Consider the following 12,977-nt stretch of genomic DNA (forward strand, 5'->3'; position numbering starts at 1 on the left):
CATCGCGTGGAGATCGTCACCGCCGTCGCCTACGCCGAGGTCCGCGACGCCTACCTGCGGGACCACCCGGTGGAGCGCACCCACGAGGCGAACAGCAACCAGGCCGGCGAGGAGAACCTCGAACGCGCCGACCGGATCCCCGGCGGCTGGTGGCGGGTCCGGCTCTCGCGCGCGGACGTCCTCGGCGTCGTCCTGCCCTGGCACCTGAGCGAGGGCGGCGCGCGCGAGCTCGTGCCCCGCTCCGGCCTGACGGTGGCCGAGGCGGCCGAGCGCATCCGCTCCGACGGGCCCGCCTGGTCCGCCGCGAACCCGGTCTGCGCGGCCAAGCTCCGGCTGCTGCGGTGGGCCCCGTTCACCCCCGTCTACCTCGGCACCGGCCCGGTCGACCACTCCGACTACACGGACCTGCTGGTCCGGGAGGGACTGATCCACATCGACGGCCTGCACCGCATGCTGGCCTGGGAACTGGCCGGGCGCCTGCCCGACCGGCCCCGGCTGGACGGGTTCCTCGCGGGCGACCCCCGGCTGGTGGGACCGGGCCCGGCCCGGACGGTCCGCGCCGCCGGGGCCACCCGGACGGGAGACGAGCCGGCGTGACCTCCGCGACCCAGCACGTCCGGTCGACGCCGTCCACCCGGTCGCTGTCCGGGCTCCTCTCGCACCTCGCCCGGGTCCACCCGGACCGGCCCGCCCTGACCGACGGCGACCGCGCCCTCGACTACCGGGCCCTCGACGCGGCGGCGGCGCGGATCGCGGCCCGGCTGGCCGCGTCCGGCACCGGCCCGGGCGACCGGGTCGCCCTGCTCGGGCCCCGGGACGCCCGCATGCTGGTGCTGCTGCACGGCGTGCTGCGCTCGGGCGCGGCGGCGGTGATGGCCGATCCGGACTGGTCGGCCGCCGACCTCGCCCGGCGGCTGGCGGCCGTCCGGGTCGGCCGGGTGCTCAGCACCGAGACGGCCTTCCGGGGGCCGGCGGGCCACCCGGCCGAGCTGGTGGACGTCGACGGGGCGGTCGGGTCCCTGCCCGGCGAGCCGACCGCTGCCGAGCCCGGCGCCGCGGAGTCGGGTGCCGCTCCCGGTGCGGCCGACGACCCCGCGTACCTGTCCTTCACCTCGGGGTCGAGCGGCGAGCCCAAGGCGGTGGTCGTCACCCACGCGAACGCGGTGCACTACGCCGAGGCACTGGCCGACCGGCTCGGGTTCTCCGAGGCCGACGTCCCGTGCATCGCGCACGTCACCACGCTGGCCGCCGACCTCGGCCACACCGCCTGGCTGCTCGCCCTCGCGGTCGGCGGCTCGGTGCACGTCGTGCCGGACGGCGAGGTGCGCGACCCGGAGGCCTTCTGGGCGTCCCTGCGGCGCGCCGGAGTGTCCGTGCTCAAGACCACCCCCTCGCACCTGACCGCCCTGCTGGAGGGCCGGCCCGCCGACACCCCGACCCTGCACACCCTGCTGCTGGGCGGTGAGGCACTGCCCCGCCCGCTCGCCGCCGCCCTGCTCGACACCGGTGCCACCGCCCGGCTGGTCAACCACTACGGCCCGACCGAGACGACCGTCGGCGCCACCTGTTTCCTCGCCACCTCCGCCCGCCGGCTCCCGGCCGACGAGCCGACCGTCCCGATCGGCACCGGGATCGGCGAGGTGCGGCTCACCGTGCTGGACGGCGAGGGCCACCCGGTGCCCGACGGCGCGGTGGGGGAGCTGTTGATCGGCGGCCGGGGCGTCAGCGCCGGCTACTTCGGCCGGCCCGCCGAGACGGCGCGCGGCTTCGTCCGGCACGACGGTGAACTCATGTACCGCACCGGCGACTTGTGTCGCCGCCGGGCGGACGGGGAGCTGGTCTTCCTCGGCCGGGTGGACCGCCAGGTCAAGATCCGGGGCTACCGGGTCGACCTCGCCGAGATCGAACGGGCCATGGACGGCTTCCCGGGCGTGGCCCGCTCCGCCGTGCTGGTCAGGGAGACCGCGGTGGGGAACCAACTCCTCGGTGCGGTACGGATGGTGGGCGGAGCCGGCGAACCGGCCGGGATCGGCTCCTACCTGCGCGACCGGCTGCCCGGGTACTCGGTGCCGCAGCCGATCCTCGCGCTGCCGGAGTTCCCGGTCGGGCCGAACGGCAAGCTCGACCGGGAGCGGCTGGCCGAGCTGGTGACCGAACTGGTCGAGGCCCGGGCGGAGTCGGGGCCGTCCACGGGCGGGCTCGCGCTGGCCCGGACGATAGCCGAGTTCTGGGCGGGCGCCCTGGGCCTGCCCGCGGTCGGGCCGCACACCGACGTGCTGGGCCTCGGCGGGGACTCCATCCTCGCGATGCGCACCGTCGCCCTGCTGCGCCGGTCGGGCCTGCGCGTCCACTACGACGACTTCTACCGGCACCCGACCGCGCACGGCCTGGCCTCGGCCGCCACGGCGACGGCCCCCGCCGGGCCGGACGCCCCCGCGCTGCCCGCCGCGCGGACCGGCGACGGCGACCGGGGGGTTCAACTCGCGCCCGCCCAGAGGTGGTTGTATCAGCAGCGGTCCGTCGACGACCTGCGGCACTGGAACCAGTCCGTCCTGCTGCGCTGCCGAACGGCCGTCGACCCGGCCGCGCTCTCGACCGCCCTCGCGGCCGTCCTGGAACGCCACCCGGCGCTGCGGCGGCCCCTCTCCCCGGACGGCTACGGCGAACCCCGGCCGGTGGCCGACCTCGACCCGCTCTCCTTCTCCCGGATCCCGCGGACGGCGGGCCCGATCGCCGAGACCGTCGCCGGGGTCTGCACCGAACTCCACCGCAGCATGGACCCGTTGGCCGGCCGGCTGCTGCGCGCCCACCTGTTCACCGGACCGCCCGGCACCGACGACCGGCTCGCCCTGATCGCGCACCACCTGGTGGTCGACGGGCTGTCCTGGCGCATCCTGCTGGACGACCTCGCCCACGCCTACCGGGCGGCGCTCGACCAGAAACCGGCCGACCTGCCGCCGACCCCGGACTTCTACCAGTGGGCCTCCGCCGCTCCCGCCCCGGCGCCTCTCGTACCGGCGCCTCCCGCCCCGGCGCCTCTCGTACCGGCGCCTCCCGCCCCGGCGCCTCTCGTACCGGCGCCTCCCGCCCCGGCGCCGGAGCCCGTGGTCCGTACGCAGCCGGCCGCCGTCGGCTGGACGCTCGACGAGGACGGCACCGCCCGGCTGGTCGGCCGCCACGGCGGCGGGACCGGCCTGGAGGCCTTCCTGCTGGCCGCCTTCGCCGGGGCCGTGACCGGCTGGAGCGGCCGGCCGGACCTCGCCGTCGAGGTGGAGACCCACGGCCGGGACACCGCCGGTGACCCGGGCGAATTCCTCGACACCGTCGGCTGGTTCACCGCCGTCAAGCGGCTGGTGGTCGAGGCGTCGGGCGGTCCCGAGGCGGCGGCGCGGCGGCTGCGCGAGGCCCCGGTCCAGCCGATGGACGGGCCCGGCCCCCGCCCCGCCGCCGGGTTCAACTTCCTCGGCACCTTCCGGCTGCCCGACGAGCCCGCGCTGGACTGGACCGTCGCGGACGAACAGGCCGGTGTGGCCCGCTGCGCCGGGGGAGACCCGCTGTACGACCTGCGCCTCACCGCCCGGATCGTGGCGAACCGGCTGGTCGCCGACCTGGTCTACGGGTGGCCCGGTCTGCCGCACCCCGCCGCCGAGCGGATCGTCGCCGCCTTCGCCGAGACCGTGGCCGCCGAGGCTGAGGCTGAGACCGTGGCTGCCGAGGCCGAGGCCGAGGCCGTCGGGGCCGGTACCCGGGCTGATGCGGGAGGCGGGGCACGGGCCGCGCAGCCCGTCCGGGCTCCGCTGTCGACCTCCGGTCAGCTGCTCCACCCCGGCACCCGAGCACCGGCCGCACCCGTCTCATCGGCGGCCCGGGCCACGGTGCGCGAACCCGCCCGGGTACTGCTCACCGGCGCCACCGGCTACCTGGGGCGGCACCTGCTCGACGCCTTCGTCCAGCGGGGTGCCCGGGTCACCTGCCTGGTCCGGGCCGAGCACGACGCCGCCGCCGTCCGGCGGTTGGGCGCCGTCGCCGTCGACGACGGCCGGGCCCAGGTCGTCGCCGGGGACATCGACCGGGAGGGGCTCGGTCTGTCCCGGGCCGGGCTGGTGTGGGCCCGCGGCGCGCAGATCGTCGTGCACGCCGCCGCGGACGTACGGCTGGTGGCCTCGCCGGACGACCTGGAGCGGACCAACCACACCGCGGTGCGGCGGCTGCTCGGCTGGGTCGACGAGCACGCCCCGACGGCCCGGGTCCACCACGTCTCCACGCTCGCCGTCGCGGGCGGCGTCGACGGCCCGCCCCGCCGCTTCAGCGAGGCCGACCTGCGGATCGGCCAGCACTTCCGCACCCCGTACGAACGGACCAAGTTCGCCGCCGAGCAGGCCGTCCGCGCCTGGGCGGCCACCGGCCGCGCCGCCTACCTGTACCGCAGCGGACACATCGCCGCGCACAGCCGCACCGGCGCGTTCCAGGCCAACATCGGCGACAACCGGATCTACCAGCTCATCCGCGGCTACCTGCTGGCCGGGGCGGCCCCGCATCGGCCGCACACCGCCTTCGCGTTCTCCCACGTCGACACCGTGGCCGCCGGGATCGCCGCGATCGCGCTGGACCCGTACGCCGCGCCCGGCGCCTACCACGTCGAGACGCCGCACGAGACGCCGCACGACGAACTCGTGCGCTGGCTCGCCGCCCACGGCCACCCCGTCCGGCTCACCGACGACGAGACCTTCGCGGCGGCGATCGCCCGGGCCGAGCGCGACCATCCGACGGAGGCCGGGCTGGCCGCCGCGTGGTCCCTGCAGGAGGAGCGCAACGTCGTCGTGGACAGCACCTACACCACCTCCCTACTCGACCGGCTGGGCGTCCGGTTCGCCGCCGCCACTCCGCAGTGGTGGTCGGCCGCGCTCACCCGGGCCGCCGAGGTCGGCTACCTGCCGCCCGTCGCGCCGCCGCACTGACCCGGCCACCGGGCCGCGCCGCCGAGCCGCCCACCGAGCCGCCCATCGACCCGTCGACCCACCTGCCGACCGATCCGCCGACCACGCGCGCCACCGATCCCGTTCACCCAGACCCCATGGAAGGCGGACCCCGTGTCCCAGCTCTCCCCGGTGCTCAAGCAGGCCACCCCCGTCGTCGCCACCCGCGGCGAGGGACTCCACCTCTTCGACGCCGACGGCCGCCGCTACCTCGACTTCACCTCCGGCGTGGGGGTGACCAGCACCGGTCACTGCCACCCGCGCGTGGTCGAGGCGGTCCGCGAGCAGGCCGGCCGGCTGATCCACGGCCAGTACACCACCGTGCTGCACGACCCCCTGCTCACCCTCACCGAGCGGCTCGGCGAGGTGCTGCCGCCCGGCCTGGACTCGCTGTTCTACGCCACCGCCGGCACCGAGGCGGTGGAGGCCGCGCTGCGGCTCGCCCGGCACGCCACCGGGCGGCCGAACGTGATCGTCTTCGAGGGCTCCTTCCACGGCCGCACCATGGGCGCGGCCGCGCTCACCACGGCCGGCACCCGCTTCCGCGCGGGCATCGGCCCGGTGATGCCCGGTGTCGCGGTGGCGCCGTTCCCGGACGCCTTCCGGCTCGGCCTGAGCCTCGGGCTGAGCGAGGAGGAGGCGGTCGAGCACGCCCTGCGCGGACTCGACCAGGTGCTCGCGACCGCCAGCGCCCCCGCCGAGACGGCGGCCATGTTCGTCGAACCGGTGCTGGGTGAGGGCGGCTACGTGCCCGCCCCGGCCGGGTTCCTCGCCGGGCTGCGCGAGCGCGCCGACCGGCACGGCATCCTGCTGGTCGTCGACGAGATCCAGACCGGCTTCGGCCGCACCGGCCGGTTCTGGGCCCATCTGCACCACGACGGCGTGGTGCCCGACATCCTGATCACCGCCAAGGGCCTGGCCAGCGGCTTCCCGCTGTCCGCGATCGCCGCGCCGACCGAGCTGATGCGGCGGGCCTGGCCCGGCTCGCAGGGCGGCACCTACGGCGGCAACCCGGTGGCCTGCGCCGCCGCGCTGGCCACACTGGACGTCATCCGGGACGAGCGGCTGGTCGACAACGCCGCCGAGCAGGGGCGGCGCCTGCTCGACGGCCTGCGGGCGGTCGCCGCCGCAGCTCCTGACGTCGCGGACGTCCGGGGGCCCGGGCTGATGATCGGCAACGAGTTCTGCCACCCGGACGGCTCCCCCGACCCGGACACGGCCCGGCGCGCCCAGCAGACGGCCGCCGACCTCGGCCTGCTGCTGTTGATCTGCGGCGTCCACCTCAACGTGGTCCGGATGATCCCGGCGCTGGTGGTCACGGCCGAGCAGATCGACGAGGCGCTGGCGCTCTGGTCGAAGGCGGTGGCGGCGAGCGCCGCCTGACCGGTAGCGACAGCCGCGGCACAGGAGGAGAGAGGAGTGGTTCAGCACATGTACGACGACACGGTGTCCGAAATCGGCTGGAGCAGCGCGGACCTGGAGGCGCGCCGGGAGCTGTGGTCGCTCGCGCTCGACGAGGGGGAGCGGCGGCTGCTCTGGGCGGACGCGCGGGCCGAACGCTGGGGCGCGGCCGAGCCGGTCCGGGCGAAGCTGCGCGCGTTCGTCCACGGCAGCACCGGCTCCGTCGGCGTTACCCACGTCGGCGGGCTGGTCGATCCGACCGCCCCGGAGGCGGACGTCACGGCCGCCCTGTCCTTTCTGCTGCGGGACTTCGGCGAGATCGTCCCGCAGAACGGGCGCGGCGACCTCACCCAGGTGCTGCGCGACCAGGACGGCGACGGCAACACCGAACTCGGCTTCCACTGCGACACCTGCGACCTGCTCGTCCTGCTCTGCCTGCAACCCGCTTACCGCGGCGGCGGGTTGACCAAGCTGGCGAGCGCTCGGCACGTCTACGACCTGATCGGGCGGGAGCGGCCGGACGCCCTCGCCACCCTCACCGAGGACTGGACCTTCGACCGGACCGGAAGGGCCGGGCCCCAGGTCGTGGTCTCCCCGATCCTCTACACCCAGAAGGACGGGACCATCGCCTGCTACTACCAGACCCGCACCGTCCGTTCGTCCCCCGACCGTGGCGGCCCGCCGCTGACGGACCGTCAATGGGAGGCGCTCGGCGTGCTCGACGAGGTGCTCTACCGGCCCGAGATCGCCTTCGGCCTGCCGATGGCCGCCGGAGACCTGCTGATCATCCGCAACAGCCGTGTCCTGCACGGGCGGTCCGCCTACGCGGACGAGCCCGGGTCGAACTCCCGGCGGATGCTGCGGATCTGGATGAACACGGGGGAGGAGCTGTGACCGCGCAGGCACAGGCGCCGGTACCGCCGCACGGCCGGATCGCCGTCGTCACCGGCGGCGGCAGCGGCCTCGGCCGGGCCGCCTCGCTGGCCCTGCTCGACGCCGGCTGGTCCGTCGCCCTGGCCGGGCGGCGCAAGGACGCCCTGCAGGAGACCATCGCCCGCGCGGGCGTCGAGCCGGCCCGGGTGCTGGCCGTCCCGACCGACATCCGCGACCCGGAGGAGGTCGCCGCCCTGTTCGACGCCGTCCGCGACCGGTTCGGCCGGGTGGACCTGCTGTTCAACAACGCCGGCGCCGCCGCCCCGCGCCGGCCGATCACCGAGACCCCGTTCGAGGACTGGAACCGGGTCCTGGACACGATCGTCACCGGCGGCTTCCTCTGCGCGCGTGAGGCCTTCCGGGTGATGAGCGCCCAGTCCCCGCAGGGCGGGCGCATCATCAACAACGGCGCACCGTCCGCGCACGTGCCCCGGCCCAACTCCGTCGCGTACACGGCCGCCAAGCACGCCGTCCTCGGCCTCACCCGGGTGCTGTCCCTGGACGGCCGCGCGTACGGCATCGCGGTCGGCCAGATCGACGTCGGCAACGTCGCCCCGGTCGACGGCAGCCCGCAGCCGGCCGCGATGCAGGCGGACGGCACGATGACGGTGGAGGCGACCATCCCGGTGGAGCGCTTCACCGAGGCGGTCGTGCTGATGGCCTCGATGCCGCCGGACACCAACGTCCAATTCCTGACCGTCCTGCCGACCACCATGCCGTACCTCGGGAGGGGCTGAACCATGCTGGTCAGCGCACGTTCCTTCGACGAATACCGCGCGATGTTCGCGCTCGCCGACCGCGACCTCGCCCCCGGTCAACGCATCCTGGACTGCCCGGGCGGTGCGGCGAGCTTCACGGCCGAGGCCGGGCGGCGCGGCATCGACGCGGTGGCCGTCGACCGCGAGTACGCCCGCCACCGGGAGACACTCGGTGACCTGGTCGAACGGGAGACCCGGCACAAGCTCGGCCGGCTGCAGCAGGAGGCGCCGGACTTCGTCTGGACCTGGTACGGCGACCCCGACCGCCTCACCCGTCAGTGGATCGCCAACGCCCGCGACTTCCGGGCCGACATCGCCGCCCGCCCGGACCGCTACGTCGCCGGCACACTGCCCGAACTCCCGTTCGCCGAAGACTCCTTCGACCTGGTCCTCAGCTCGCACCTGCTCTTCTCGTATGGCAACCGGCTGGACGAGGACTTCCACCTGGCGGCCCTCCTGGAGCTCGCCCGGATCGCCCGCCGGGAAGTCCGGCTCTTCCCGGTCATGGTGTACGACACCGGCGTCCGCTACGGGGCGCTGGACGAACTGCGCCGACACCTGGACGCCCTTGGGATCCCGAGCCGGGCGGAGCGGGTGGACTACGAATTCCAGCCCGGGGACAACGAGATGCTTGTGCTGTCCTGCGCGGACTACCGGGCTCCGGTGCGGACCGGGGCGGCCGGAGTCGGGGCCGGTGCGCCGGTGACGGGCGACGCCGACCCGGTGCGGTGGCGGCACCGGGAAGCGCCCTGATCCCATCCCCGGCCGACTCGGGCGCCGTGGGCCGGGCATGCCGGCCCCGGCGCCGAGTCCGGCGCGCGCGTCACCGTGCGAGCTGGGCGGCGATCTTCAGCGCGCAGTCCAGCGACTCGGCGCACGAGGTGTCCACCTCCAGGTCGTAGCGCACGCCCTGATGGACCAGTTCCGCCTGCGACTCGGCCATCCCCCGGATCCGGTCCCCCCGGGCGAGCTCACGGCCGGCCGCGACCTCCGCCGGGCACCGGACCCCGACCCACAGCACCTCCAGGCCCGCGAGCGCCTGCTCCCAGCGTCGTTGGGACTCCGCCCGGCCGAGGAAGACCTCGTCGACGATCACCCGTGCGCCCGCCCGTGCCATGGCCGCCACCCCCGTGATCCACGCCGCCTCCAGAGCCCGGAACTGCGTCCCGACGCTCACCCCGCCGTCGGCCGCGAACTCGATGCCCCCGTCCGACTCCTGCATGGACGCGGGCATCGCCTCGATCAGCGTGTCGACCCCGACCGCCAACCAGGGCTCCGGCAGCACTCCCTGCAGGCACCGGGAGATCCCGGACTTGCCCGAGCTGGAACCACCGTTCAACACGATCACCTGGGTTGCCATCCCGTCACCGTAGTCACCCCCGGCACCATGCCCCAAGCGGATTACGGGAGTTCGGGCCGCAGGGCGGTGCTGCGGGTTGGGGCGGGTACGGAGGGACCCTCTGCGGCCTGCGTCGTCATGACGACGGCGTGATCACTCGTGCGGGGGAAAAGCGATGGTTGCGCTTTTAACAGTCGCGGTGGTTGGCCACACTGGTCATTTCCGACCGGCCGACCGGCCGGAGACGGCGATCGAGGGGGAGCATGGGCACGGGCATGTCCGTACTGCAGTGCGCGTGGCCGGGTGCGGGCGGCCGGCGCGGTACGAGCACTCGTCCTCGGGTCGGTCCGACCCGCCCGCGTGCTCATCCACTGGACGGCGACGGCCGCCCGCTACCGTACGGAGTCCCCGCGATGATCGCCCGACTGCCCGGCGCGCCCGCCCTGTCCGGGCACCCGGTGCCGTTCCTGCGCGACGTGCCGACCGGAGCCGCCGGGTGAGCACGGCCCTCGTCCTCGGCGGCGGCCTGGCCGGGACGCTGGCGGCTGCTGCCCTGGCCCCGCACGCCCGGAACGTCACCGTCCTCGAACAGGACGTCCTGCCCCGCCTGCCCGGCCCGCGCCGGGGCCTGCCGCAGGGCGAGTTCAGCCACATCCTGCTCGGCGGCGGCGCCGACGCCATCGAGGCCCTTCTGCCGGGCAGCCTCGACGCCCTGCTCGCCGCCGGCGCCCACCGCCGTTCGATCCCGGCCGGCCTGCTGATGCGCCTCGGTCCGGGCTGGCTCCAGGACTTCGACTCGCCGGCCTACCTGATCTCGTGCAGCCGGCACCTGCTCGACCACGTCATCCGCCGGCGGCTGCGCGAACAGGCCACCGTGACGGTGCGCGAGGGCACCCGCGTCCTCGGCCTGGCGGGGGATCCGGGCCGGATCGCCGGGGTCCACGTCGAGAACCCGGACGGATCGCGCGAGACCCTGCCGGCCGACCTGGTCGTGGACGCGACCGGCCGCCGCTCCAGCGCCCCCGAGTGGCTGCGCGGGCTGGGCTTCGAGGGGCTTCGCGAGGAGACGGTGGACGCCGGACTCGCCTACGCCGCCCGGGTGTTCGAGACGCCCGGCGGCAATGACGGGTTCCCGGTGGTGAGCATCGTGCCCGCCCCGTGGCGGGGCCGGCCGGGGCGGGGTGCCACCATCATCCCGATCGAGGACGGCCGCTGGATCGTCACGCTCTCCGGCACCCGGGGCAGCGAACCCGCCCGGGGCGAACGCGGGTTCCAGGACTTCCTGAAGGTGCTGGACCACCCGGTCGTCCACGACCTCGCCCGCGCCGCCCGCCCGCTCGGCCCGATCCGCACCTGCCGCGGGATGCTCAACCGCCGCCGCCGCTACGAGGCCTACGAGGGCGGCCCGCCGATCGGGTTCGCCGCCACCGGCGACGCGGTGGCGGCGCTGAACCCGGTGTACGGGCACGGCATGTCGGTCGCCGCCCAGTGCGCCGTCGCGATCCGCGCGGTCCTCGACGCCGAAGGCCTGCACCCCGGCGTGAGCGCCTCGATCCAGCGCCGGATCGCCCGGGTCGTCGACACCCCCTGGCACATGGCCAGGGACCAGGACCAGGGCTTCCCGGACGTGCGGTCGAGCCGCCCCGACACCGCCGACAAGCCCGCCGGCGTGTTCACCCGCTGGTACACCCGCCGGCTGCTCGGCGCGGCCCTCACCGACCCCGCCGTCTCGGCCGCCTACTTCGAGGTGTTCTCCCTCGCCGCCCCGCCCGCCCGGCTGGCCAGACCCGCCGTGGCGCTCGCCGCGCTCCGCCCCCGGCGGGCCGCCCCGCCCACCGCCGACCAGGCGATCGCCCGCTTCCCGGAGGTGGCCGCACTGGCCGGCCCGTACTGATCCGGACCGTAACGGCCGGACCGTAACGGCCGGACCGTACCGGCCGGACCGTACCGGCCGGGCGGCGCGCCTTCGAGGCGTCGGGGGCGAGCGGTCCCGGTGCCCGACCCGGCGCGACGCGCTGCCCCGGGTCGGGCACCCCGAACGGCGGCGACTACGCGGGGCTCGGGCGCCCGGCTTCCGGGAGGCCGTCGTCGGCGCTGCCGCTGCTGCCGTTGCCGGGGGCCACGTCCGGGCCGGGTTCCGGGGCGGGCGCGTCGAGCTCGGCGAGCATGCCCTTGGTGAAGCCGAAGAAGTACGTCGCCAGGAAGCCCGCCGCGTAGCCCGTCACCAGGCCGGCGGCGTAGACGGCCGCGTTCACCGCGAAACCGTGCGAGCCGGCCAGCAGGGGGAACAGGGCCCAGCCGGAGGGGCCGATGGCGGTCGAGCCGATGGCGGTGCCGAGCTGGCCCAGCAGTCCGACGACGGCCCCGCCGCAGGCGCCGCCGAGGCAGGCCGTGACGAACGGGCGGCCGAGCGGCAGCGAGACACCGTAGATCAGCGGCTCGCCGACGCCCAGGAAACCGGCGGGCAGCGCGGACCTGATGGTGGCCCGGATCGACGGGTTGTGGCGCAGGCGCACGTACACGGCCACGGCACAGCCGACCTGCCCGGCCCCGGCCATGGCGAGGATCGGCAGCAGCACGGTGGAGCCCTGCTGTGCGATCAGGGTGGTGTGGATCGGGATCAGTGCCTGGTGCAGGCCGAGCATGACCAGCGGGAGGAACAGGCCGCCGAGCACCAGCCCGGCGAAGGCGCCGCCGTGGGCCAGCAGCCAGGTGGCCAGGTCGCCGATCGCGGTGGAGACCTCCCCGGCGAGGAACATCAGGCCGAACAGGGTGACCAGTCCGGTGACGAGGACGGTGACCGTCGGGGTGAGCAGGACGTCCAGGGCGTCGGGCATCGCCCGCCGGGTCCACCGCTCCACCTGGACCGCCAGCAGCGCGGCGCCGAGCGCTCCGATCACACCGCCCTGGCCGGGGGCGAGGTGGTGCCCGAAGGCCTCCACCTTGGAGACCCCGGCGTAGACGATCACGCAGGCCACGGCGCCGCCGAGGACCGGTGTGCCGCCGAACTCCTTGGCCGTGTTGTAGCCGACGAAGACGGCGAGCAGGGACATGAACCCCGAGGAGATCGCGGTGAGCGCCGGGACCAGCGCGGGAGCCCAACCGAGGTTGGTGAGCGCGCCGTTGATGCCCGCCACGATGCCGCAGCCGATCAGGGCGGGGATCAGCGGCACGAAGACGTTCGCGACCCGGCGGAGCAGCAGTTTGACCGGGGTCGCGTTCCTGGCGCCGGCCTCCGCCCTGAGCTCCGCGCCGCGCCGGGCGAGGTCCTCGGCGCTGGTGGCGGGATCGGCCCGCGGGGGCTCCTGCGCGACGAGCCGGTGGAGTTCGGGCGTGATCCGGGCGACGGTGCCCGGGCCCAGGACGATCTGGTACGTGTCGTCGTCGACGACGCCGAGCACGGCGGGCAGGGCCCTGAGCGCGTCCTCGTCCACCAGGGAACGGTCGTTCAGGCCGAGCCGCATCCGGGTCATGCAGTGGGCGACGGAGTGGATGTTGGCGGCGCCCCCGACGAGGGGGAGGATGGCTCGGGCGGTGGCGCGGTCCTTCTCGTTCGACATGACGGGCCTC

9 protein-coding genes are annotated in these 12,977 nt (G+C 75.5%); 7 read left to right on the forward strand and 2 right to left on the reverse strand.

The features are described from left to right. Nucleotides 1-6 precede the first annotated feature (6 nt). The 6 genes from ACIO5E_RS09935 to ACIO5E_RS09960 all read left to right on the forward strand — a co-directional run bounded on the left by ACIO5E_RS09935 (nucleotide 7) and on the right by ACIO5E_RS09960 (nucleotide 8,821). On the forward strand, nucleotides 7-597 hold the full coding sequence (locus tag ACIO5E_RS09935; RefSeq protein WP_400665575.1) for a DUF6309 family protein: 591 nt from the start codon (nucleotides 7-9) through the stop codon (nucleotides 595-597). Next, nucleotides 594-4,958 carry an amino acid adenylation domain-containing protein gene (locus ACIO5E_RS09940; protein WP_400665577.1) on the forward strand — a complete coding sequence of 1,455 codons (4,365 nt, stop codon included), beginning with the start codon at nucleotides 594-596 and terminating at the stop codon, nucleotides 4,956-4,958. Before ACIO5E_RS09935 ends, ACIO5E_RS09940 begins: the two co-directional genes overlap by 4 nt. Nucleotides 4,959-5,090: 132 nt before the next feature. Then, nucleotides 5,091-6,359: an aspartate aminotransferase family protein gene (locus ACIO5E_RS09945; RefSeq protein ID WP_400665579.1), complete on the forward strand. Its 1,269-nt coding sequence runs from the start codon at nucleotides 5,091-5,093 to the stop codon at nucleotides 6,357-6,359. A gap of 36 nt (nucleotides 6,360-6,395) precedes the next feature. Continuing rightward, a complete protein-coding gene (locus ACIO5E_RS09950; RefSeq protein WP_400665581.1) occupies nucleotides 6,396-7,271 on the forward strand; it encodes a TauD/TfdA family dioxygenase in 876 nt (291 codons plus the stop codon). Beyond that, the gene (locus ACIO5E_RS09955; RefSeq protein ID WP_400665583.1) at nucleotides 7,268-8,047 is read left to right on the forward strand and encodes an SDR family oxidoreductase; all 780 of its coding nucleotides are present in this window, start codon (nucleotides 7,268-7,270) and stop codon (nucleotides 8,045-8,047) included. The genes ACIO5E_RS09950 and ACIO5E_RS09955 overlap by 4 nt, the downstream gene beginning before the upstream one ends. Before the next feature lie 3 nt (nucleotides 8,048-8,050). Further along, nucleotides 8,051-8,821, forward strand: a complete 771-nt coding sequence (locus ACIO5E_RS09960; RefSeq protein WP_400665585.1) for a methyltransferase domain-containing protein — start codon at nucleotides 8,051-8,053, stop codon at nucleotides 8,819-8,821. Nucleotides 8,822-8,891: 70 nt separating this feature from the next. Here the strand turns inward: ACIO5E_RS09960 and cpt are convergent, their stop codons facing one another. After that, a complete protein-coding gene (gene cpt, locus ACIO5E_RS09965; protein WP_400665587.1) occupies nucleotides 8,892-9,428 on the reverse strand; it encodes a chloramphenicol phosphotransferase CPT in 537 nt (178 codons plus the stop codon). Nucleotides 9,429-9,903: 475 nt separating this feature from the next. On the opposite strand from cpt, the gene ACIO5E_RS09970 reads away from it, so the two are divergent. Then, nucleotides 9,904-11,301 (forward strand): NAD(P)/FAD-dependent oxidoreductase, encoded by a 1,398-nt coding sequence (locus ACIO5E_RS09970; RefSeq protein WP_400665589.1) that lies wholly within the window; start codon nucleotides 9,904-9,906, stop codon nucleotides 11,299-11,301. Nucleotides 11,302-11,455: 154 nt separating this feature from the next. On the opposite strand, the gene ACIO5E_RS09975 is transcribed toward ACIO5E_RS09970, so the two are convergent. Next, nucleotides 11,456-12,967 carry a PTS transporter subunit EIIC gene (locus tag ACIO5E_RS09975; protein WP_400665591.1) on the reverse strand — a complete coding sequence of 504 codons (1,512 nt, stop codon included), beginning with the start codon at nucleotides 12,965-12,967 and terminating at the stop codon, nucleotides 11,456-11,458. Between the last annotated feature and the right edge of the window lie 10 nt (nucleotides 12,968-12,977).

The sequence above is a fragment of the Kitasatospora sp. NPDC087314 genome (genome assembly GCF_044744365.1).
GTDB lineage: Bacteria > Actinomycetota > Actinomycetes > Streptomycetales > Streptomycetaceae > Kitasatospora.

What these genes read in the sequence shown, in the direction of transcription:
- ACIO5E_RS09975 (WP_400665591.1), bottom strand. Translation starts at nt 12,967, where the DNA reads ATGTCGAACGAGAAGGACCGCGCCACCGCCCGAGCCATCCTCCCCCTC.
- cpt (WP_400665587.1), bottom strand. Translation starts at nt 9,428, where the DNA reads ATGGCAACCCAGGTGATCGTGTTGAACGGTGGTTCCAGCTCGGGCAAG.
- ACIO5E_RS09960 (WP_400665585.1), top strand. Translation starts at nt 8,051, where the DNA reads ATGCTGGTCAGCGCACGTTCCTTCGACGAATACCGCGCGATGTTCGCG.